At 56.6% G+C, this 21,505-nt stretch carries 19 protein-coding genes and 1 pseudogene; 18 read left to right on the top strand and 2 right to left on the bottom strand.

The genetic code is table 11. The features are described 5' to 3' along the window. Positions 1-7: 7 nt before the first annotated feature. The 7 genes from IFT53_RS22985 to IFT53_RS22955 are packed head-to-tail and all read left to right on the top strand — an operon-like array spanning position 8 to position 7,067. Entirely contained in the window at positions 8-682 is a 675-nt protein-coding gene (locus IFT53_RS22985) for a DUF4141 domain-containing protein (protein ID WP_243258496.1), read from the top strand. Beyond that, positions 682-840: a type IV secretion system lipoprotein VirB7 gene (locus IFT53_RS22980; RefSeq protein ID WP_192068298.1), complete on the top strand. Its 159-nt coding sequence runs from the start codon at positions 682-684 to the stop codon at positions 838-840. The genes IFT53_RS22985 and IFT53_RS22980 overlap by 1 nt, the downstream gene beginning before the upstream one ends. Further along, positions 837-1,547: a type IV secretion system protein VirB8 gene (locus IFT53_RS22975; RefSeq protein WP_192068297.1), complete on the top strand. Its 711-nt coding sequence runs from the start codon at positions 837-839 to the stop codon at positions 1,545-1,547. Before IFT53_RS22980 ends, IFT53_RS22975 begins: the two co-directional genes overlap by 4 nt. Beyond that, a complete protein-coding gene (gene virB9, locus IFT53_RS22970; protein WP_192068295.1) occupies positions 1,544-2,419 on the top strand; it encodes a P-type conjugative transfer protein VirB9 in 876 nt (291 codons plus the stop codon). The genes IFT53_RS22975 and virB9 overlap by 4 nt, the downstream gene beginning before the upstream one ends. Next, positions 2,416-3,516, top strand: coding sequence for a type IV secretion system protein VirB10 (gene virB10, locus IFT53_RS22965; protein WP_192068293.1), 1,101 nt, complete (start codon positions 2,416-2,418; stop codon positions 3,514-3,516). The genes virB9 and virB10 overlap by 4 nt, the downstream gene beginning before the upstream one ends. A gap of 20 nt (positions 3,517-3,536) precedes the next feature. Then, positions 3,537-4,577: a P-type DNA transfer ATPase VirB11 gene (gene virB11 / locus IFT53_RS22960; protein WP_192068292.1), complete on the top strand. Its 1,041-nt coding sequence runs from the start codon at positions 3,537-3,539 to the stop codon at positions 4,575-4,577. A 60-nt stretch (positions 4,578-4,637) separates the two neighbouring features. Beyond that, on the top strand, positions 4,638-7,067 hold the full coding sequence (locus tag IFT53_RS22955; RefSeq protein ID WP_192068290.1) for an AAA family ATPase: 2,430 nt from the start codon (positions 4,638-4,640) through the stop codon (positions 7,065-7,067). Positions 7,068-7,548: 481 nt separating this feature from the next. Here IFT53_RS22955 and IFT53_RS24240 read toward each other — a convergent pair whose 3' ends face one another. Then, entirely contained in the window at positions 7,549-7,764 is a 216-nt protein-coding gene (locus tag IFT53_RS24240; RefSeq protein WP_446737716.1) for a LysR substrate-binding domain-containing protein, read from the bottom strand. A 133-nt stretch (positions 7,765-7,897) separates the two neighbouring features. Between IFT53_RS24240 and IFT53_RS22950 the strand changes: the two are divergent. The 3 genes and pseudogenes from IFT53_RS22950 to IFT53_RS22940 form a co-directional block, all read left to right on the top strand. Further along, positions 7,898-8,227, top strand: a pseudogene (locus tag IFT53_RS22950) (PhoU domain-containing protein); the annotation flags it as partial. Between the two features lie 179 nt (positions 8,228-8,406). Further along, complete coding sequence (locus tag IFT53_RS22945) at positions 8,407-9,966, top strand: ABC transporter substrate-binding protein (RefSeq protein ID WP_192068288.1); 1,560 nt, start codon at positions 8,407-8,409, stop codon at positions 9,964-9,966. 131 nt (positions 9,967-10,097) lie between these two features. Then, complete coding sequence (locus IFT53_RS22940) at positions 10,098-11,459, top strand: MmgE/PrpD family protein (protein ID WP_192068286.1); 1,362 nt, start codon at positions 10,098-10,100, stop codon at positions 11,457-11,459. On the opposite strand, the gene IFT53_RS22935 is transcribed toward IFT53_RS22940, so the two are convergent. Beyond that, positions 11,439-12,395 carry a LysR substrate-binding domain-containing protein gene (locus IFT53_RS22935; protein ID WP_192068284.1) on the bottom strand — a complete coding sequence of 319 codons (957 nt, stop codon included), beginning with the start codon at positions 12,393-12,395 and terminating at the stop codon, positions 11,439-11,441. The two genes, IFT53_RS22940 and IFT53_RS22935, sit on opposite strands and share 21 nt — an antisense overlap. A gap of 85 nt (positions 12,396-12,480) precedes the next feature. Between IFT53_RS22935 and IFT53_RS22930 the strand changes: the two genes are divergently transcribed. From IFT53_RS22930 to IFT53_RS22895, 8 genes are read left to right on the top strand one after another with little or no spacing between them, the layout of a single operon-like run. Continuing rightward, entirely contained in the window at positions 12,481-13,596 is a 1,116-nt protein-coding gene (locus IFT53_RS22930; protein ID WP_197980353.1) for an NAD(P)/FAD-dependent oxidoreductase, read from the top strand. Further along, a complete protein-coding gene (locus tag IFT53_RS22925) occupies positions 13,565-13,876 on the top strand; it encodes a (2Fe-2S)-binding protein (protein WP_342365868.1) in 312 nt (103 codons plus the stop codon). The genes IFT53_RS22930 and IFT53_RS22925 overlap by 32 nt, the downstream gene beginning before the upstream one ends. Next, the gene (locus IFT53_RS22920; protein WP_192068279.1) at positions 13,873-15,246 is read left to right on the top strand and encodes an NAD(P)/FAD-dependent oxidoreductase; all 1,374 of its coding nucleotides are present in this window, start codon (positions 13,873-13,875) and stop codon (positions 15,244-15,246) included. Before IFT53_RS22925 ends, IFT53_RS22920 begins: the two co-directional genes overlap by 4 nt. Beyond that, positions 15,243-16,364 (top strand): NAD(P)/FAD-dependent oxidoreductase, encoded by a 1,122-nt coding sequence (locus tag IFT53_RS22915; protein ID WP_192068277.1) that lies wholly within the window; start codon positions 15,243-15,245, stop codon positions 16,362-16,364. The genes IFT53_RS22920 and IFT53_RS22915 overlap by 4 nt, the downstream gene beginning before the upstream one ends. Next, the gene (locus tag IFT53_RS22910) at positions 16,361-17,302 is read left to right on the top strand and encodes an ABC transporter permease (protein ID WP_192068275.1); all 942 of its coding nucleotides are present in this window, start codon (positions 16,361-16,363) and stop codon (positions 17,300-17,302) included. Before IFT53_RS22915 ends, IFT53_RS22910 begins: the two co-directional genes overlap by 4 nt. A gap of 23 nt (positions 17,303-17,325) precedes the next feature. Further along, positions 17,326-18,177: an ABC transporter permease gene (locus IFT53_RS22905; RefSeq protein WP_431768257.1), complete on the top strand. Its 852-nt coding sequence runs from the start codon at positions 17,326-17,328 to the stop codon at positions 18,175-18,177. 35 nt (positions 18,178-18,212) lie between these two features. Further along, positions 18,213-20,063, top strand: a complete 1,851-nt coding sequence (locus IFT53_RS22900) for an ABC transporter ATP-binding protein (RefSeq protein ID WP_192068335.1) — start codon at positions 18,213-18,215, stop codon at positions 20,061-20,063. Between the two features lie 46 nt (positions 20,064-20,109). Continuing rightward, on the top strand, positions 20,110-21,153 hold the full coding sequence (locus IFT53_RS22895) for an NAD/NADP octopine/nopaline dehydrogenase family protein (RefSeq protein WP_192068271.1): 1,044 nt from the start codon (positions 20,110-20,112) through the stop codon (positions 21,151-21,153). The last annotated feature ends 352 nt before the right edge of the window (positions 21,154-21,505 follow it).

Here is a 21,505-nt window from a genome sequence, read left to right as displayed (position 1 = left end):
CAAGAGCATGAACAAAAAAACGCTATATCTATTGATCGCAACGACATGTTTCGGTGTTTCCAATGGAAATAATGCCAGGGCGCAGTTTGTGGTTAGCGATCCAACCAATCTTGCCCAGAACGTTGCTCAGGCTGTGTCTGCTGCGGCAACGCTCGAACAGATGATCACGATGGTGGTGATGCTTACCGCGTCCTATGGGGTAAACGGCTTGCTGGGCGGCCTGAACCAAGCAAATCAGTATCCCAACACCAATCAGTTAACTAACCAGCTGTTCGATACGAGTATGCCGGCCTCCGCCGTCGCTGGTAGTATTGCGCAGGATGCGGATCGGCAGATCGTCGGAACCGATTCAAGCGCGGACTTGTTGAAGGTGCAGATTGCTGGTCTGGCGAATTCTGCTGGCATCGCCGCCAAAAACCTCGAAGCGCTGGACGATCGCTTGCGCGAGAACGCTGAAACCCTTCGCCAGCTTTCGACCTCGCGAAACATCATGCAGGCGACAGTGACTAACGGTCTGGTGATGAAGCAGGTACACGATGCGGTGATCATGAATACGCAGGCAACGAACCATTTGATCATGACGGTGGCGCAGGCGTCCCTGCATGAAGAAGAGGAAGCAGCCCGGCAAAGAAAGATGCGGCAAGATACAGCACTACTCTTCGGCGCGGCAGCAGTCCGATAATGAAGTCGCTTTTTCTTTTTTCCCTGCTTGTTCTGAGCAGCTGCCAGACAGCGACAAAGCTGCCCTCGTGCAGCGGCCCCGTTTTTCCATTGAATGTGGGCCGCTGGCAGCCGACGCCTGTCGATCTTGAGTTTCGGCCTCCGAGTGCACAGCGATGAACAAACAGACGAACGCATTACTTGTGAGCCGGGATGCGCTGGCGGACCATTACAAGGAAGTTCACTCCTTTCAGACGGAGCGGGCTAAAACCGCACAACGTTTTTCGCGACTGGCGGTGTTGATTGCCATCATTGCCGTTCTTGGCAATGTCGCGCAGGCATTTGTAATCGCCAGCCTGTTTCCGCTGTCGAAGGTCGTACCTGTTTTCCTGTGGGTGCAACCTGATGGCACGATCGATAGCGAGGTTGCCATATCGCAGTTGCCCGCAACCCAGGAAAAGGCCGTCATCAGCTCGGCTCTCTGGGAATATGTACGCATGCGTGAAGGATATACATACGACACCGCCCAATATGCCTATGACCTCGTGTCAAGCCTGAGTGCTGAAAATGTCCGGCAAGAATATCAGCAGTATTTCAATTATCCCAATCCTGGCTCGCCGCAGGTCGTGATTGGCCGCAAGGGCAGATTGGAAGCCGAACATATCTCTTCGAACGAGATTACCCCCGGCGTACAGCAAGTTCGATACAAGCGTACGCTTTCGATTGATGGACAAATGCCGCTTATGACCACCTGGACGGCGACGATCCGCTTCGAGAAAATGACCAGCTTGCCGGCCAAGCAACGGCTGGCGAATCCTGCTGGATTGGTAATTACTGCCTATCAAGCATCAGAGGACTCGGTTGCCCCCGTGCGGGTGCAAAAGTGAGACGTTTCGTACTGGCCGTTGCATCACTTGTTACCGCGGGCGCGGCTTTCGCCGAGGATACACCGGCGGCCGGCCGTCACGATCCGCGAATGAGATATCTGTCATACAATCCCGACGAGGTTGTCAAACTGTCAACGGCAGTCGGCTCGACCCTTGTTGTGACATTCGGGCCGACTGAAACTGTGACTGCCGTAGCCGTCTCGAATAGTAGGGATCTTTCAGCACTCCCGCGCGGCAATTATCTCTTTTTTAAGGCGAGCCAGCAACTACCTGCCCAACCCGTCATCGTGTTGACCTCAAGCGAAGCGGGAATGCGCCGTTATGTCTTCAGCATTTCCAGCCGGTCGATGGCCAATCTGGAGAAGGGCCAGCCGGATCTCTATTACAGCGTCCAATTCGGTTATCCGCAAGACGAGGCGGCGGCACGCCGTCGGCTGGCGGAGCAGAAAGCGAATGAGGCGAACGGCCGTGCGGCTGCAGGTTACCAGCGGCGCGCGCAGGAAATGCTGAACTACCCGATGGCCAATAATGAACCGCCTTCGACCAACTGGAATTATGTCGGGCAGGGCGATCATTCCTTGTTGCCGATCGAGGTGTTTGACGATGGCCACACCACAAGGTTCCGGTTCCCGGGCAATATGCGCATTCCGTCTATCTACCGGGTGAACCCGGATGGCCGGGAAGCGACAGCCAACTATACGGTCAAGGGAGACTACGTCGAAGTTCCATCCGTTGCTAAGGGTTGGAAGCTTCGCGACGGCAGGACGCTTCTGTGTGTCTGGAACACCAATTTCGATCCGGTCGGGCGCAATCCCGGAACCGGAACTGTGCGGGCGGATATCGAGCGCGTGGTGAAAGGATCATCCCATTGAGCGACATCGACCAACAGCGCGGCCATGCCGTTGATCAAGCTGGCTCTATGGTTTCCGATCCGGCAAGGCGTACGTTATCCAGTTCTCAAAAGTTGGTCGTCGCCGTGGTCGTTTTGACTATGGCGATGGCGCTGATCTGGATCGGCGGGCGCTCCAAGGATGAAGATACGACCTCGCAAAAGCAGGTTGCTGTGCCCGCCAACACACGGCCGTTTCGGCCTGCGCCAATTACGTTGCCGCCCGAACCCCCGCCTGCTGAGCAGGTAGCCGTGCCGCCGGAAAAAAAGAAAAACGAAATTTTGCCCGAGGAAACGCCGATTTTCGCCTATAGCAGCGGCGATGGCGCGGCTCCCAAGCCTGCTGTCCAGAAATCTTTGGGCGACAGCCTACTGCAAGGCTCGTCCGGCCCTCTCGATAGTGTCAACGGAGAGACTAGTCTTTCCGGGCGGTTGCGCGCCACCCAGTCGGAAGCCAGCAAAGCATCCCTTCTTAAAAATCCCGATTACACAATCACGCAGGGCACCATCATTCCATGCATTCTACAGACTGCGATCGACACCAGCCTTGCCGGCTTCATTAAATGCGTCATCCCTGAAAACATCAGGGGCGCGACCGGCCATGTGATCCTTATGGACAAGGGCACGACGGTTGTTGGCGAAATCCAGAGCGGACTCCAGCAAGGGCAGGCGCGTGTCTTCGTATTGTGGACGCGGGCACAAACGCCCAGCAATGCGGTCATCTCGCTCAGCTCTCCGGGTGCTGACGAAGTTGGGCGCGCGGGTTTTTCTGGCAAGATCGATAATCACTTCTGGAAACGTTTTGGTGGCGCCATGATGCTGAGCATTGTGCAAGGCGCGTTTCAGGCCGGTGCGAACTATGCTGGGAAATCGGAGAACGGCACAACGTTCAACAGCATCCAGAACAACGGCGAGCCGCTGGCCGAAACCGCATTGAAGGCCACCATCGACATTCCCCCGACGCTGACCAAGAACCAAGGCGAGACCGTTTCCATCTTCGTGGCGCGCGATCTCGATTTTTCAGATGTCTACCAGCTGAGGATACGCAAACTCGCGCCCCAAAGCCCGGTTTACAAATAGGATGATGGTGGGATTAAGCGATGCGATCTGAGGCGGATTTTCAGCTGCGATTTCTTCTCCAGCCGGTTCTTGACTGGTTGAGTGACCCGAGAACGGAAGAGGTTGCGATCAACAGGCCCGGAGAGGTTTTTGTGCGACAGGGCGGTACCTTTATCCGTCATGACCTGCCTATGTCCTATGATGATCTCGAGGACATCGCAATCCTGGCGGGGGCCTTGAGAAAGCAGGACGTGGGACCACGCAGCCCGCTCTGCGCGACCGAGCTGCCCAATGGCGAGCGGCTTCAGATCTGCCTGCCGCCAACGGTGCCACAAGGTACGATCAGTCTGACAATCCGCCGCCCTGGATCACGTGTTTCATCGCTAAGCGAGGTATCGTCGCGGTACGATTCGTCGAAATGGAACCTTTGGCAGGAGCGCAAGAAGGCACAAGAAGATGGCGACAAGGAAATTCTTGCGCATTACGATCAAGGCAATCTAGAAACGTTCCTTCGCGCTAGTGTAGAGGGGCGGCTGACTATGCTACTCTGCGGCCCGACGGGCAGCGGCAAGACGACTATGAGCAAGACGCTTATAAGCGCCATTCCCGCCCATGAGCGGCTGATAACCATAGAGGATACGCTCGAACTTGTCATCCCTCATGAGAACCATGTCCGATTACTTTATTCAAAGGGTGGTGCGGCGATGGGAGGAGTTAATGCCGAACATCTACTCCAGGCCAGCCTTCGAATGCGACCGGACCGGATTTTACTTGGAGAAATGCGCGACGACGCCGCCTGGGCTTATCTCAACGAAGTAGTGTCGGGACATCCCGGCTCAATATCAACCATCCACGGTGCCAATCCCGTTCAGGGTTTCAAGAAGCTGTTCTCACTAGTGAAGGGCAGCCCACAGGGAGCCGCACTTGAAGACAGGACGCTGATCGACATGCTGGCCGCCGCTATCGATGTGATCGTGCCGTTTCGAACGAGTGGTGAGATATATGAAGTGGGAGAAATCTGGCTCGCGGCCGACGCGCGACGTCGAGGCGAAACCGTGGCAAACCTCCTGAACCAATACTGATATTCACAATAGTGCCGCCCCCTGAGGGAGCAGCGCTGACGGCCACTAAGGGGTGAAAACATGCAGAACGATGGCGATCGGCAGCGTTTAGCAACGCAGTTTGCGCGTGACACACCGACCTTGGAAGAGCCGCCGAGCGTGCAACTTAAACTCACTAGGAATGCAGCCGGGATTTATCAGAGCATTGGTGTCCATCCGACTGACGATGCCGTAGGGTCTTCTCGCCCCAGCATATCTCGGCTTGTCCTCAGCACGGATGGAGGCAATGGGCATGCGAACACTGCGCCGGACTCATTGGTCGACATGGGACGGCGTACCACCTTTGCTGCCGGTGAGAGAATAGCGGCGCGTAATGGTGGAATCATCCCCAAAACTATCGCCGCCGAGCGGGTGTTCATCAAAAACCAGGACGGGGCATATGATAGTCTGTCTAATATCGTGGCAGAATATAAGCTCGCCTCTCTTTCGCCCGAGGTAAGGCGTCTTGTCAGTGACATTGTCGAGGCGCCACCGACGCGTTCGATCGATGGCACCGACCATCATGAGTTACCCCCCAAGTCCCGGAGTCCATATCTTCATCCTGTGAAGGCAAGTGCCTTCGCCAGAGAGCCAGAAAAGCTCTTGAACGAAGTGGCGCGCCGGACGCCTTTTACCCGTCAGGATGTCGAAGATGCTGCCAAACACCATTTTAGCGGTGTCGCCTTGAATGAAGCCGTCGAAGCGGTTCTGAGGTCGTACCGTGTAACGCGCATTGCCGAAAGCGAGGGCGCCTCTTCTTTCTACACTACGACGACCATGCTGAAGACAGAAAGGGCGATGCTGTCGTCAGTTGACGCCATGAAGCGAAACAGGGACCATGGGGTTTCCTCGGAATTGGTCGATGTGGCCGTTGGCCACGGCCCACTGCCGACGAGCCAGCAATTGGACCCTGGCAGATTTAGTCTAAGTGAGGAACAGGCACGAGCCGTTAGGCATGCTACGGGGCCGGAACAGGTCGCCGTGATTGTTGGGTATGCTGGGGCGGGAAAATCAACCATGCTTGCCTCAGCCAGGCAGGCCTGGGAGGCCGCGGGTTACACTGTCAACGGCGCAGCCCTTTCTGGAAAAGCGGCGCAAGGGCTCGTCGCCTCATCGCAGATTCCGTCCCGGACCCTGGCGGCTTGGGACTATGGTTGGCAAAAAGGTGAGCTGGGGATCGGCAATCGTGATATCATGGTAATTGACGAAGCGGGCATGATCGGCAGTCAACAGATGGCACGGTTCGTCAAGATGGCGCATGAGAAGAATGCGAAGTTGGTGCTCGTCGGCGATGCTGAGCAATTGCAGCCGATCGACACAGGTGCACCGTTTAAGGCGATCGGTAAGCAGGCCGGTTATGCGGCTTTGACGGGCGTGCGCCGGCAGAATGCGGTCTGGCAGCAGCGCGCCTCGGAGAAATTCGGTCAGAGGCTGACAACCGAGGCGATTTCGGAATACGTCGATCACGGTGTCGTCAGGTTGACCGATAATCGCAACGCTGCGATCAGCAGTGCTGTGCAAGACTATGTCGCGGATGTCGCCGAAAGCCGGAAGGCCCTTGCGGCCGGTTCTCCTGAACCAACGGTCATCGCGCTGGCCTATACCCACGAAGACGTCACGGCGCTCAACCAGGGAATTCGCGCTGCCTTACGCTCTGCCGGCGACCGTATTACTGGGCCGGTGGGAGCAGACCATGTGTGGCAGGTGGAAGTTCCCCAAGGTGATGCCGCTTCGCGCAAGGAAACGCGGAACTTCGCATCCGGAGACAAGCTCGTCTTCCTGAAAAATAATGGTCGTTTGGGTGTTCTTAACGGCATGAGCGGCACTATCGAAACTGTCACCCAAAACAGCATGAGGGTGAAGCTGGCGGCCGAAAATGGTCAATCGGCTAAGGTGGTAGCGATACCGGCGAGTTATCGGCACTTCGACCACGGATATGCGATAACCATCCACAAGTCTCAGGGCGGCACATGGGATCGGTCCTATGTGGTTGCTTCTGGGAAGATGGACAGTCATTTAAGCTATGTCGCGATGAGCCGGCATCGTCACAGCGTTCAGATATACGGGTCCCGTGAAGAATTTGCAGACACGGTTGCACTCGCGCGGGGACTTTCTCGCCCGAACAATACGCAGCTGCCGAAGTCGTCTTTTGATGTGAACGAGGAACGGATGTTGAAACTGACGGCGGCGATGAAACGCGTGCCTCTGAGCGGTTCTGTCATTTCAGACACTAGTGCCATTGCCAATACTTCCGACACATCTGCCGCATTGAACTCTTCGCGGACGCGTCGGCAGGAAGAACGTTCCGGGGAACACGATTCTAATGAGGCGGTGCGGAAATGGCGTAACGAAGTGGACAGACAACGATCCTTTGGTACAGGGAAGTCGAGCGAGGAGTACGAAGCTTCCCGTCGCCGCAACGAAATGGTTCAGGAGCGGGGCGCTCTTTCACGCGATGGCTTTGGACGATGACAACAACATGCTGCTCGAGCCAGTTGAGGGTCATTGCTTTGCGCTATAATGCCTTGACAGTTTCACTATATCGATGGGCTGTCCTTTCGGGGGTATCGACATTGTTTATCGCACGATGTTCCCCGAACTTGCTCAGCGGATGAAGGTTAAGTTAGCTAACCAGGTTACTTCCACCGGCTTCACCATCCGGGCGGTCGTTGTTCAGGTTGGTAGAGCGTCAGGGCCGTAACAGGCTGAAACTACTTGGACTTAGCGGGCAACGTCACTGTGAAATGTTTTGGTCCCACACCATCGAAGAACTCATAAGCGATTTTCGTGAACCGTCTCAAGAAAGCAGGCTTCGAATGCCCGTATCGGTCGGGGATCATCAACTGCGGTGCGGGCAGATCGTCTACTAGTGAACTTCGGACTAGTTCCTCACTATCGGGGCTACCTCGACCGATCGGCCTCATATTGAGTATCGAGAAGCCGAAACCACAGGCTACGCTGCGCGTACTGAATCATTGCTGCGCGTGCGGAAGGCGACTTTTGGCCGCTGGCCGGCAAGGTCGAACAAAGTCAGGAGATAAGCTGCGGTTTGAGGTAGCTCCAGCAGAACAAAGGGTAGTCGGGTACGTTCTGCAAGGCTTAAAGTCGGCTTGGCCGCCAGAGGGTGAGAAACGTGCATGAGCGCGTGTGCCGGTACTCGTGCAAGCACTGCGGCATCTTCGGGTAGACCGGTTCCAATTCATAGGTAACAATCACGTCCACCGAACTGGCCTCCAACCATGTAAAAAGCTGCGGCTGTTCACCTTCGTAAAGCTGCACTTCAACTTCTTCCCGTCCGTAATCGCCTCTTCGATCTGACCATCGACAACTTGGGGATCGCTCAGACAATCTTCGTTACCGGCGACTTCAAGCTCGCCAGGCAGCTGATGGAAGTGAAGGTCGAAGTGCGGCGGATGGAAAAACAGTCGGCTGAGCGTCATCTAGAACGCCTCCGCGACGGTCCCGCCGACAGCCTTCAAACCAGCTCGCTGCATCTCTATATTCTGCGCGATCTGAAGCGCATTAACGCCCACATTGTCTCGGTTGCCCATCCTATCATGGACAAGAGTGGTCTCCTGATCGAAAGCAGGCTTAGAGCCACCCAGCAAATACATCGACATTCGCCGGGATGAGCAACGGAACTCTGCCAGCTCGCTGCTGATAAAGAGAAAGGGAAATCGACTGCGCCGATAAACTAACGCTGAACGCGAAAATATCACTATAACTTATTCAAATACCAAGCTCAAAATATCGACTTTGACATATGGAAATGCAAGCCGTTAGATTTCCGATAATAAAAATGGAGTGGAACATGACGAAAGCCCTGAAATTTGCCAGACTTGCTGCGCTGACATTGTGCGTCGCCGGTAGTGCCATATCGTCCGGAACATCATACGCTAGTACCTTGCGGGTCGGTGTCGGCGCACCTGACATTTCGAACATGGATCCCGCTCGAGCGACAACGACCCAGGATTTGACGGTCGTTTCCTGGATGTTCAACGGCCTCGTTCGCTTCGCACCGGGAAGTGCGGATCCATCGAATATCGAGCCCGATATCGCGGAGAGCTGGACCAGTTCTGCCGATGGCCTTGTCTGGACATTCAAGCTGCGCACGGGCGTAAAATTCCACGGTGACTACGGTACCCTCACCGCCGATGATGTCGTCTATTCGCTAGAACGCGCCAAGAACGCGAAGACATCCTCCTACGCGAGCGACTATGCTGCCTTCAAATCGATCGAAGCGATCGACCCGGAAACCGTCCGCATTTCGCTGAGCGAGCCGGTACCGGGCTTCCTCGGCCTAGTTGCAAATTATCATGGTGGCAACATCGTCAGCAAGAAGGCTGCCGAGAAGCTCGGCGCCGACTTCAAGAGCAATCCCATCGGTACCGGACCATTTATGTTCGAAAAGTCCGTCACGCAGCAATCGGTCTTCCTGAAGTCATTTCCCGGCTATTTTCGTGGAGCGCCCAAGATCAACGATATTCGTGTCGACCTGATACCTTCTGATTCGAGCCGCGAACTTGCGTTTCGTTCGGGAGAACTTGATCTCATCTATGGCAAGCGCGAGCAGCGCTGGGTCGATCAGGCGAAGGCATGGGACAATGCCACAGTCGATATCTTTGCGCCCGGTGAATACCGCACGATCTTCATCAATCTCAATCACAAGCCGCTTGATAACGTAAAGGTCCGTCAAGCGGTCTCCCATGCGATCAATGTCGACCAGATCATTCAGCTGGTCGGCTCGAGCGTCGGTCTGAAAGGGTGTTCCGTCGTACCGACGGGATATCTCGGTGAAGAATGCACTTCACCCTATAAGTACGATCTCGATCTTGCCAAAAAGCTGCTGAAAGAAGCGGGTGTCGCCAGTGGCCTCAAGCTGACCGCCATCTCGTCCTCTAACTCGGCGCAGCTTCCCATCATGGAAGTACTGCAGGCACAGCTGGCAGAAGCAGGTATCACCCTTGAGCTGAAGGTCGTGGACCATCCGACCTATCACGAGCAAATCCGCAAAGACTTGAGCGATCTGGTCTTTTATGGAGCAGCCCGCTACCCGGTGGCAGACAGCTACCTCAGCCAGTTTTACCACTCTGATGCCGCGATCGGCAAACCGACGGCGGTCACGAATTTCGCTCATTGCGACGCTGGTGATGCGGACATCACTGCCGCCCGAAAAGCCGCAACAGATACAGAGCGTTTGAAGTTCTGGTCTGATGCCCAGAAAAAGATCCAGGCCCAAGTCTGCGGTGTTCCGCTATTCAGTCTCATGCAAGTCTGGGTCCGGAGCAATTCGGTCAACTATGGCTATGAGCTCAAAGGATCGCTAAACCTTGCCCCACCGATCACCGAACTGACGACTGTCAACAACTGAGCCAACGCTCATCTTTGACCCGAACGACGGCATAGCCGCCATCGTTCGGGTAATCCGCATAGATTGAATGACGACGTCGCTAGACGTTGAAGGCGGACGATGTCGGCCAAAGAGCAGGAAGCACTCGACCCATGACGAATGATCATGTTGCGGACTACCAAGGCGGGATCGTCGGCAAGATCAGTGCCTACATTGTCCAGAACCGGGATCAGGTGTCCAGCCTGCCCGCCCGCGATGCAGCGCTCAAATGCATTTTCGACCTCGTCGGTGCGACCGCGGTTGGTGTCGAGGATGTCGGTCCCAAGGCGATCAGATCCATCGCAAGCTCCGTCTTTGGTATGGGCGCTGTGCCGATCTGGTTCACGGGCAAGACAAGTTCGGTCCTTGGTGCTGCATGGGCAAACAGTTCAGCCTCTGCTGCACTTGACCTTGATGATGGCAACCGCTTTGCGCGTGGCCACCCCGGCGCTGCGATCATTCCGGCGGTATTGGCCGTGGCTCACGAGCTAGGCTCATCGCTGGAAGAAATCCTCACAGCAATTGTCATCGGTTATGAAGTCGGCGTTGCGGTAGGAGCTGCCCGCACCACTTACGGCAGTTCAGGAACGTGGACGCCGTTCGGTGTCGTGGCCGCTGTGTCTGCCTTGCGTCGGACACCATGGCAGGCGATCGAGCATGCACTGGCAATTGCCGGTGAAAGCGCCCCTAGCCAAGCTTTTGCCGGTGGCCCCGCGCCGCGTGTTCCGGCTCCGGAAGGCGCGGCGGTCAAAGAAGGTATTCCTTGGTCTGTGGTGACTGGAATTACTGCAGTTCTTCTCGCTGAAGCAGGACATACCGGCCCGCGCAATATTCTTGACAGCGTCAGGCATTACAGTTTTCCCGAGGATTACGCGCCCGGCACTGCTCAGCATATTTGCGGGACATATTTTAAACCCTATGCCTGCTGCCGCCATATACACGCACCTCTCGCCGCACTCGAGACTCTCATGGCAAGGCATTCCATCGCCGGTGTAGAGATCGATCGAATGGAGGTGGAGATTCACTCTGCTGGGCTTCGTATCTCGAACCGGCCCGATCCCGCAAATCTGATTGACGTGCAGTACAGTATCCCGTTTTGCCTGGCTCTTTTCAGCCTTTTCGGCGCACAGAGCCTAATACCTATAACATCCGATTTTATCGAACGTGCCGAGGTCGTCGATCTTGCGAGCAAGGTGGAACTCTCGCTTAGCGGAGAACTCGATGCGGTCTACCCGGAGCAGATTCTCGCGCGCGTCACCATTACCGCCAAAGGGAGGCGGTTTGTCTCCGATCCGACGCCCCCTCAGGGTGAGCCTCTCATGACTTGGGAGGAACTTGATGCCAAGTTCAAAGTGGCAACACGGTTGACGATGTCGCCTGCAAACGGAGGCATGGTCGTTGATGCGATCGCTTTGATGCGCAATGGCGAACTCGCCCCCCTGCTCACATGCCTGTCACGTACTCTTGCGGCCTGATGCCTTAGCATCCTTGTAAACGCCCTCTGTAGCGCTTGGCAGCATGACGCTGCTTTCAGCAGCAGCATGCAACTCTTCCACGAATGCCTCGGCCAGCTTGCTGTTTCGCGCCCTGACCGGCCTGAGTACCTGGTTGTCGATCAGGATTGCGGGCTCAAATGGTCGCGTCACAACACGATCGGCAACAAATTCCATGGACAGCGGGTCTGCGATCGTTACGCCGAGGCCCGCAGCAACAAATTCTGCGACATTGGGTGCGGTTGTCGCCTCTACCACGATATTCGGCCGCAAACCATGCTCTTCGAAGGTCGCGTCTACCTTGCGACGCGTGATGCCGGACGGGCCAAAGCCAACAAAGGGTTCGTCGGCGAGATCCTGTGGCGTTAGCGTCGCCTTCTCCGCAAGCCTATGACCGCGCGGCATCACGACTACGGCGCGTGGTCCTTTCAGCACTTCGACAAGGAGAGAGCTGTGTTCCAGTCCGCTTATGACAAGGGCGACATCGATCCTGCGCAGCAAGACCGCTTCGGCCAGATACTGCGAGCTCCGCGATTCCACGGACACGAACACGTCAGGATGCCGCGCTCGGAAACCGGATAGAACGCGCCCCATGAATGGTCCGGAAAGGGCTGGAAGCGTTCCGACGACCAAATGGCCATGCTCCTCACGGCGGATTGCCTCGACCGCGCGGGCCATCTGGCGGACACCGCCAAAAATACGCTCGACCTCTTCATAGAGACGCATTCCTCGACCGGTCGGCACAAGCCTTCCGCTCTCCCGCTCAAACAGTTGCAGGCCGGTATCTGCTTCCAGATCCTGGATGAGCTTGCTCGCTGCGGGTTGCGAAATCCGCAGAATATCGGCCGCTCGGCTGACCGTTCCCGCTTCGACGACCGCGATCAATGCTTCAAGTTGTCTGAGGCTCGGGTCTCGCATGGTATAACCTTTTCGTATAATGTCGCAAAGAATTCGACTTTGACTATCTACCCCTATACCTGAAAGATGACAAGTGACATAGGAGATGCAGGTGGACGCAGACGTCATCGTAATAGGAGCAGGGGTAGTCGGAGCGGCGTTGGCCTATGGAATTGCGCGTCGCGGCAGTCGCGTTATTGTGCTGGATGGGAACGATCGCGATTTCCGGGCAGCGCGCGCGAACTTCGGCTTGGTATGGGTTCAGGGAAAAGGTAGCGACAATCCGGCCTATGCTGAATTGAGCATGGATAGTGCCGATCTGTGGCCACGCTTTAGAAACGAACTGATGGATGTCTGCGAAAGCAGTATCGACTATGCCCGCCCCGGCGGCCTGGTATTCTGTCTCAGCGAGAAAGACTTCGTCGCAAGGACTGATCTGATTGGGCGTTCGCACAATCAGCAATCGGAGGCGCATTCCGAGATGATTGAGCGTCCGGCGCTTGAGCGGATGATGCCCGCAGTCACGCTTGGTCCTGATGTCGTCGGCGCGAGCTACTGCAAGCTGGATGGACACGTTAATCCGCTCCACCTCTATTCTGCCCTACAGCGAGCGCTTCGACCCCTCGGCGGCCAGCTACGATTTCGCCACGCTGTCGAAGAGATTTGTCCCACTGCCGGCGGCTATCTTGTGCGCGCTGGTGGAGAAAGCATCTCCGCGCCCCGTGTGATCGTAGCGGCTGGTCTGCAGACACAAGCAATTACAGCGCCACTTGGTTTCAATATACCCCTGCACTCCGAACGGGGCCAAATTCTGGTGACCGAAAGGGTGTCTCCGATCCTGCCATTTCCCGCAAGCGGAATGCGCCAGACGGCCGATGGAACGGTTATGATCGGGGCGACGAACGAGAACATCGGGGATACTGCGGTCTCGGTGGATGCAACGGTGACACTTGCCCGACGCGCACAGAGGATTATCCCGGCGCTTGCGTCGGCGCGCTTGGTTCGCCAATGGGGTGGGCTGCGGGTGCTCTCACCAGACAAGGCGCCGATTTACGCAGAGTGCGAGCATCATCCGGGTCTGTTTGCAGCGGTCTGCCATTCGGGAGTGACGCTGGCTGCCATTCACGCCGAGATCGTAGGGCCCGCCATGGCCGAAGGACATCTACCGTCGACCTTGGCGCCGTTTTCAAATGGAAGATTCGATGTTCAGAAGTGTGCTTGAGACGGAAGGTGGTGTTAGCTGCATGACCGTTATCGTTAACGGAATCGAGACGCCTGCATGGGAGGGCGAAACCGTAGGGAGTGTTTTGCTGCGAGTTCCCGAAGCGGGACGCTCGACGCCAGTCAGTGGCACGCCCCGACTTCCTTACTGTCAAATGGGAGTCTGTTTCGAATGTCTCGCTATCGTCGATGGTGAGGCCTCGGTGCAGGGCTGTCTCGTGCCGGTTAAACCGGGCATGAGTATCGACAGTCAACGCGGTGCGCGAGGGATACGGCTATGACCCCCTGCGATGTAGTGATTGTTGGCTCCGGCCCTGCCGGTATGTCGGCCGCAATCCGGTTACAACAATTCGGGTATTCCGTGGCGGTGATCGATGAACAGCCTTCTCCGGGCGGACAGATCTGGCGTGGTATCGAACGTAATCGTTCTGAACTTTTGCTTGGCGCGCTGGGTGAGGACTATCGCAAGGGTGAACCGCTCGTCGAGCGCTTTCGGGCATGCGGTGCCGAGTACATTCCGGAGACGCAGGTGTGGCAGATCGAAGACGGATGGAAGGTATTTCTGACCTCCCGTGGCAAAGCCCGCTGCATCAGTGCTCGCGTGGTTTTGCTTGCCAATGGTGCGCAAGAGCGACCGGTCCCCTTCCCGGGCTGGACGCTTCCGGGTGTCATGACGGTTGGGGCCGCGCAGATATTGCTCAAATCCGGTGGCATGCTGCCACAGGGACGCGTCTTTATTGCAGGGGCAGGCCCGCTGCCTCTGCTGTACGCAACCCAGAACCTTCACCTGGGTGCATCCATTGCAGGCTACCTCGACACGTCAACACGGCCATCATTGTCGGCAATTTCCAAGCTCGCTGGCGGTTGGCGTGATCTGCGAAGCCTGTTGAAAGGCCTGAAATGGCTGAGGCAACTGGGTCGCGAAACGCGTGTCGTGAAAAATTTTACCGACCTCAAAGCCGGAGGCGAGGGACGGCTCGAATACGTGGAATGGAGCAACGGCGGCAAGACCGTGCGCGAGAGCGCAGATGTTCTTCTAGTTCATGAGGGTGTGATACCTCGTATCCACGAAACTCTAGCCCTCGGATGCGAACACGAGTGGCATGAAGCCCAAGGCTATTTCCGACCAAAACTGGACAATTGGGGCGAGACCACTCGAAAGACGCTGTTCGTCGCGGGCGATGCTGGCGGCGTCGGCGGATGGATGGCTGCGGCGACTTCCGGCGAGATAGTTGCGCTGGGTATAGCGAAGGCGCTCGGCTTCAAAACAAACGTAGAAGCGATGCGGCGCGACGAAAAACTCGATGAGCGCCGACGCCGGGCACTGGCGCTTCGCCCATTCCTCGACGCGGCTTACCCGGTGCCGCGAGGACGATTGGACGACGACGTTATCGTCTGTCGCTGCGAAGAAATCACGGCCGGGACAGTCCGCAAAATAACGCGCGGCGGCGTTGCTGATCCGAATGCGGTCAAAGCTGCGACGCGTTGCGGCATGGGACCGTGCCAAGGACGTCAATGCGGGTATTCGGTGCAGGCGATCCTTGCCGAGGAGCACGATGTCCCTATCGCTGATGTCAGCTTCTTCAACATTCGACCTCCGTTCAAACCAGTCACGCTCGGCGAGATTGCGTCTCTGGAGGAAGAACCATGACGCCGGATGTACTTATCATTGGCGGTGGTCTGCATGGACTGTCTGCCGCGCTGAATTGCGCGCGGCGCGGTGCGAAAGTTTCGCTAGTGGAAAGGCATTTCGTCGGTCGGCATGCATCCGGCTCCACGGCAGCCGGCGTGCGCACTCTGGGCCGCGACATCGCGGAGCTTCCGCTGAGCCTGGAAGCGGCAGCGCTCTGGCACGAGATGGAGACACTCGTCGGCGACGATTGCGGATTTACAGGCTGTGGTCAATTGCAGCTGGCAGAAGACGAGGCGTCGCTCGCTTCCGTGAAAGCGCGCGTATCCAGATTAAGGGATATGGGCCATACACATGAGGAGGTCATTGGTCGGGACGCGTTGCGCGAACTTCTCCCTGCTGTTTCCCATCACTGTCTGGGCGGCGCATGGGTTCCCACCGATGGCTCGGCGGATCCCCATCGAACCATCGGGGCGTTTCGATCTGCAGCAGAGAGCGCTGGCGTCATCATTTATGAACAATGCGAAGTCACCGCGCTCCAACGTGGTTCTGGCACTTGGCGTGCCGAGACCTCGAAAGGTATTTTCGAGACTAAAACGCTGGTGAACGCAGCCGGAGCATGGGCTGAACGGATATGCGAACTGGCCGGAGATCCGGTGCGCCACGCAATCCGCACATCCATGATGGTCGTTACCGAGCGAACGTCTACGCATATTGGGCCTGTCGTCAGTTCGCTGGGCCGCAAGCTGTCGTTCAAACAGACGGGCGAAGGCACGCTTCTGATTGGCGGCGGCTCCCAAGGCAAGCTGTCTGCAGACCGACAGTCTGCGAGCGTCGATGTCGTCGCGCTCGCGGCGTCGGTCAAAGCGGCGCTACGCCTCTTCCCGGCGACGCAAGGTCTTCGTATCGTGCGCGCATGGGCAGGCATGGAGGCGATGACCTCAGACCATCTCCCGGTTATTGGCTTTTCTGGAAGGGTTGAAGGACTTATTCATGCCTTCGGGTTTTCCGGACATGGTTTCCAGCTCGTTCCGTCGGTCGGAAGAGTGCTGGCCGATCTGGTTTGCGAGGGCAAAACAACAAAAGATCTCGGTGCGTTCGAACCGCTGCGCACCGCTACAAGAGGGGTTGCGGCATGATCAACTATGCTATCCGAAGGCTGCTATTGGCGATACCGACACTGCTAGCCATGCTGACCGTCGTCTTCATTCTCGTTCGGCTCGTGCCGGGTGATGCTGCGATCGCCATGCTCGGGGACAGGGCTAGCAGCGAGGCACTCGCTTCCCTGCGTGCAGAACTGGGCATCGATCAGCCGCTCACAGTTCAATATTTTCGCTTCATTGCGGATATCCTTACAGGTGATTTCGGTCGTTCTTCGGTAACGGGTAACCCTGTCCTGCATGAAGTGGCGGTTGTCCTTCCTTATACTCTCGAACTGGCTTTCGCAGCCGTTTTGATCGGCGCCGCTTTTGGCATACCGCTAGGGGTTCTCGCAGCAGTTCGCCGCAATCAGTGGCCGGATTATGCAAGCCGTCTTCTTTCACTCATCGGCTTGTCATTTCCGGGTTTCGTCTCCGCAATCCTACTCCTGCTGGCCTTCGCAATCTGGTTGCGCTGGCTGCCGGTCATGAGCCGCGCCAGCACGGACCCCATCGATCATATCCGCAGTCTTGCACTGCCGGCACTGAATCTCGGCCTAATCATGACCGCCTACATCGCACGTGTCACCCGGTCTTCCATGCTGGAAGTGCTTGGCGAGGATTATATTCGCACGGCTCGTGCCAAGGGTGTCAAACCAATGGCGCTCATCACGCGGCATGCACTGAGCAATGCGCTAATCCCGATCGTCACCGTGATTGGCCTCTATTTCGGAACGCTTATCGGAAACTCGGTGCTGACGGAGATCGTGTTCACGCGGCCGGGTCTGGGCAAGCTCATTCTAGGGGCTCTGCAATCGCGAGATTACACCATGCTGCAGGGGCTAATGGTGGTGTTCGCCACCTTCGTCATCATCGTCAACACGGTGACAGACCTGATTTATGGCCTTGTCGACCCTAGAGTGAGCTACGCAAAATGACGAACGCAACCGTACCTTTAACCATGGCAGACAAACAAACCAATCCGATATGGGAGGCTTTGCGTCGCAATCGCCTGTTTTGGCTTGGCGCAGGCCTGCTCGTCGTGATCGTGCTGGCGGCTGCACTCGCGCCGGTCATCGCGCCATATGATCCCCTTAAACAAAACATCATCCATCGCTTGAGCGCTCCATCCGCGCAATTCTGGCTTGGAACAGACAGCTACGGTCGCGACGTGCTCTCGCGGCTTCTTTATGGAGCGCAAATTTCGCTTTCCATCGGTTTCTTCGCAGTCATGATCGCCATGGTCGTCGGCTCAGCGCTCGGCATCATCGCCGGTTATGTCGGCGGAATTTTTGACCAGATCGTTATGGGTCTCGTCGATGTCATGCTCTCGTTCCCCACACTCTTGCTGGGCCTCATGGTTGCCGCCATGCTGGGAGCTAGCTACGAAAACCTCATCATCGCGATTGCCATTACCGAGACAGCACCTTTCGTGCGTGTGGCCAGAGCTCCGACAATTGCGATGAAGCATCGTGAGTTCATCGAAGCGGGGCGCTCCATGGGCTTTCGGCCACGCCGCATCATGACAAAGCATATCCTACCTAATATCTCGTCGGATATCGTAGTGGTGACGTCGCTTTGGATGGCATCCGCCATCCGCACCGAGGCCTCGCTTGCCTTTATAGGGCTTGGCGTACTGCCTCCGACGGCCACATGGGGTGGCATGATCCGCGAAGGATTTGAAAATATTCTCAGCGCCTGGTGGCTGGTTGTCTTTCCCTCTCTGGCGATCCTGCTGACGGTCCTCGCATTGAACATCCTTGGAGATGCGCTGCGTGACGCGATCGACCCAAAAACGAGGGGTGAAGCATGATCCCGACAGCCATCAAGAATACGGGGAACCAGATTATGGCTTCTGAAAACGCGTCACCCAAATCAGCGACCGATATCGGCACTTCGCCCGTTCTATCGGTTGAAAACCTCACCGCATCTTTCCGTGTGAACGGCGAGTGGAAATCGGTCATCCGCAATATCTCCTTCGACGTTGCGCCGCGAGAAACCGTGGCAATTGTCGGTGAGAGCGGCTCAGGAAAATCGGTCACTTCGCTATCGATCATGCGGCTTTTGCCCATGGCTACCAGCAAAATTGAGGGCAAGGTGACGCTCGGCGGCAAAGAGCTTCTGTCTCTATCGGAAGAGCAGATGCGGCGCGTACGCGGTAACGATGTCTCGATGATCTTTCAGGAGCCCATGACTTCGCTGAACCCGATCTTCCCAATTGGGAGGCAGATTGCCGAGGCTTTGATGGTACATCGCGATATTTCCAGCGGTGAGGCCAGAGCCGAGGTTACCCGCCTTCTGGAAAAGGTGCGCATCCCGAACGCCAAGAGCCGGTTCGACGAGTATCCTCACCAGTTCTCGGGGGGCATGCGCCAGCGTGTGATGATCGCAATGGCGCTGGCGACCAAGCCGAAGCTTTTGATCGCCGACGAGCCGACCACAGCTCTGGACGTAACGATCCAGGGGCAGATTCTAGACTTGATCAAGGTTCTTCAGGAAGAGGAGGGCATGTCGGTGCTCTTCATCACCCACGACATGGGCGTCGTGGCTGAAGTCGCGGATCGCACCATTGTGATGTTCCGAGGCGAGCAGGTGGAAACCGGCGCAACTGCTGACATCTTTCACCGTGGGCAACACCCGTATACGCGCGCGCTATTGTCGGCAGTGCCGAAACTGGGTTCGATGGGCAAGCGAAACCTGCCGCTACGGTTTCCTATCATCGACGCCAAGACTGGCGATAAGATACCTATGGCCGATGTGCTTGACACTGTCGCCAAGGGAACGCCACCTATCTTGGAAGTGAAGGACCTCACGACGCGTTTCGATATCCGATCAGGCTTGTTCGCACGCAAATCCGGCGCGGTCCATGCTGTCGAAAAAGTCTCGTTCCAACTGTTCCCCGGCGAAACCCTCTCACTTGTCGGAGAATCCGGTTGCGGTAAGTCGACGACCGGACGTTCCATCACCCGTCTTGTGGAGCCGACCAGTGGCGCAGTTACGCTAGACGGTCATAAGGTCATGCAGCTTGACCGGTCAGCGCTGCGCACCATGCGGCGCTCGATCCAGATGATCTTTCAGGACCCGTTCGCCTCTCTCAACCCGCGCATGAACGTGGGCGATGCCGTTATGGAGCCATTCATCGAGCATAATCTGGGCACAAAAGAGCAGGCTCGCGACAAGGCTGCGGACCTGATGGAGAAAGTCGGCCTCTTACCGGAAATGATGCGGCGTTTTCCGCACGAATTTTCCGGTGGTCAACGCCAGCGCGTCGCCATCGCCCGAGCCTTGATGCTTGATCCTAAGGTGATCGTCGCGGACGAAGCGGTCTCGGCGCTCGATGTTTCGATCAAGGCGCAGGTCTGCAATCTATTGCTGGATTTGCAGCAGAGTCTGAAACTGGCGTTTCTGTTTATCAGCCATGACATGGCAGTGGTGGAAAGAGTCAGTCACCGGGTGGCCGTGATGTATCTCGGCGAGATCGTCGAAATCGGGCCACGCGCTTCAGTGTTCGAGAACCCGCAGCATCCATACACTCAAAAGCTGATTGCAGCAGTGCCTGTACCCGATCCCTCTCGTCGTACGATCAGGCGTAATACGTCGACAGATGAGATCAGGAGCCCTATCCGCGCGGTGGATTATACACCGCCGGCACGGCAGTACCGCGAGGTATCCGAAGGTCATCTGGTGCAGATCGCGTGATGCAAAACAGCGCAAACTAAATTCTGTAATGGCGAGGATAGGCTGAATGAAGGTTGGTATAGCGGGCGCGGGTGCCATCGCGATGGGATATGCGGCTTTTCTCCTGAGCCGAGGACACAAGGCCGGTGTCTGGTCACCATCCGGTACAAGATCGGCCGATTTGCTTGCGGGTAAGGCGTTAACAGTCACCGGCGCGATAGAGGGTGTATTCCATCCTGAAGTTTGTCGCGATGCCGCAGAGCTCGCGTGCGCAGATGTGATCGTCGTTGCGCTGCCCGCCAACGGCCATCGGTCCGTTATCGATGCCCTGGTCCCGCATTTAGAGCCTCGGCATACCGTCATCTTCAGTGGCCATCTTTCGTTTGCCGCGCTCTACCTTTCAAAATCTCTCGTAAAGTGCGGAATTGAAATTCCGATTGTTGTCTGGAACACGACGGCGCTGACCTGCAAGGCGCAGGCCTATAACGAAGTCCGGATTGGCGCGCTTCGCAAGATAGTATCGATTGCGGTCACTCCGTCCGAAGAGGCAGAGCAGGGACGAGACATTTGCACAGACCTGTTCGGCGAACGGTTTTCGTTGCAGGACGATATGCTGACGATCACATTGAGCAATCTGAACCCGCAAAGTCATCTGGCCATCGCTCTTTGCAATCTGACGAGGCTTGAGCGTGGTGAGACGTGGGGTCAACGCGAGAATATCACCGGCGCGGTAGGCCGGTTGATCGAAGCGTTAGATCAAGAGCGGTTGGCGTTAGCGGCTGCATTCGGCAAAACTGTCGGCACTGTGTTCGATCACTACAGCAATTCATTCGGGCTTTATGGGGCGAGCGTCGCCGAAATGTCGGCCCAGCAGGTTGAGCGAGGTTTAGATGTGCCCGGTCCAACGACTATCGATAGCCGCTATGTTCTTGAAGACGTGCCGTTTGGTTTGATCCCCATCCTGCGCTTAGCACAGTTGGCTGGAATCGAGGTCCCGTTGCATAGTAGTGGGATCAATATTCTCAGTGCTTCCTACGGTCGGGATTTCGCTTCAGAGAATGATTTACTACCTGATATCGAAGTCGACGATATCAGAGGGATGACCGGATAGGTCACCAAAACAGGACAATGCTATCAGGGGCACGCCGCAAGGCTCTTGATCCTAATCAAGTGCAGCCACAGGCATAAGTGGACTAAGGTCAAATAGCCGATTGCGCATTACTCTCTTCGCAACATTATTGTCCTCGACTAGCTTAACGGAAGTTGGGCGGGCGTTAGGCGGAGGTGGAGACAGCTCCTCGAAGGAGGGTTGTCTACCTACCTGAGGCGGTAGATGAGCATGGACCGATAGGTTCCATAAGATAGATTATGCGACTTATAGTTGTAACGGCTATATAGTAATGCGACAGTTGGGCCAGTTAGAGATGCGACAGTCTCGCCTCTCGACGCACTGGTCAAATCCA

The organism is Rhizobium sp. CFBP 13644, assembly GCF_014842165.1.
In the GTDB taxonomy this organism is placed as follows: Bacteria; Pseudomonadota; Alphaproteobacteria; order Rhizobiales; family Rhizobiaceae; genus Agrobacterium; species Agrobacterium tumefaciens_C.
This window is presented reverse-complemented; position numbering and strand designations above follow the sequence as displayed.

What these genes read in the sequence shown, in the direction of transcription:
- IFT53_RS22985 (WP_243258496.1), top strand. Translation starts at nt 8, where the DNA reads ATGAACAAAAAAACGCTATATCTATTGATCGCAACGACATGTTTCGGT.
- IFT53_RS22980 (WP_192068298.1), top strand. Translation starts at nt 682, where the DNA reads ATGAAGTCGCTTTTTCTTTTTTCCCTGCTTGTTCTGAGCAGCTGCCAG.
- IFT53_RS22975 (WP_192068297.1), top strand. Translation starts at nt 837, where the DNA reads ATGAACAAACAGACGAACGCATTACTTGTGAGCCGGGATGCGCTGGCG.
- virB11 (WP_192068292.1), top strand. Translation starts at nt 3,537, where the DNA reads ATGCGATCTGAGGCGGATTTTCAGCTGCGATTTCTTCTCCAGCCGGTT.
- IFT53_RS22955 (WP_192068290.1), top strand. Translation starts at nt 4,638, where the DNA reads ATGCAGAACGATGGCGATCGGCAGCGTTTAGCAACGCAGTTTGCGCGT.
- IFT53_RS22945 (WP_192068288.1), top strand. Translation starts at nt 8,407, where the DNA reads ATGACGAAAGCCCTGAAATTTGCCAGACTTGCTGCGCTGACATTGTGC.
- IFT53_RS22940 (WP_192068286.1), top strand. Translation starts at nt 10,098, where the DNA reads ATGACGAATGATCATGTTGCGGACTACCAAGGCGGGATCGTCGGCAAG.
- IFT53_RS22935 (WP_192068284.1), bottom strand. Translation starts at nt 12,395, where the DNA reads ATGCGAGACCCGAGCCTCAGACAACTTGAAGCATTGATCGCGGTCGTC.
- IFT53_RS22930 (WP_197980353.1), top strand. Translation starts at nt 12,481, where the DNA reads ATGCAGGTGGACGCAGACGTCATCGTAATAGGAGCAGGGGTAGTCGGA.
- IFT53_RS22925 (WP_342365868.1), top strand. Translation starts at nt 13,565, where the DNA reads ATGGAAGATTCGATGTTCAGAAGTGTGCTTGAGACGGAAGGTGGTGTT.
- IFT53_RS22920 (WP_192068279.1), top strand. Translation starts at nt 13,873, where the DNA reads ATGACCCCCTGCGATGTAGTGATTGTTGGCTCCGGCCCTGCCGGTATG.
- IFT53_RS22915 (WP_192068277.1), top strand. Translation starts at nt 15,243, where the DNA reads ATGACGCCGGATGTACTTATCATTGGCGGTGGTCTGCATGGACTGTCT.
- IFT53_RS22910 (WP_192068275.1), top strand. Translation starts at nt 16,361, where the DNA reads ATGATCAACTATGCTATCCGAAGGCTGCTATTGGCGATACCGACACTG.
- IFT53_RS22905 (WP_431768257.1), top strand. Translation starts at nt 17,326, where the DNA reads ATGGCAGACAAACAAACCAATCCGATATGGGAGGCTTTGCGTCGCAAT.
- IFT53_RS22900 (WP_192068335.1), top strand. Translation starts at nt 18,213, where the DNA reads ATGGCTTCTGAAAACGCGTCACCCAAATCAGCGACCGATATCGGCACT.
- IFT53_RS22895 (WP_192068271.1), top strand. Translation starts at nt 20,110, where the DNA reads ATGAAGGTTGGTATAGCGGGCGCGGGTGCCATCGCGATGGGATATGCG.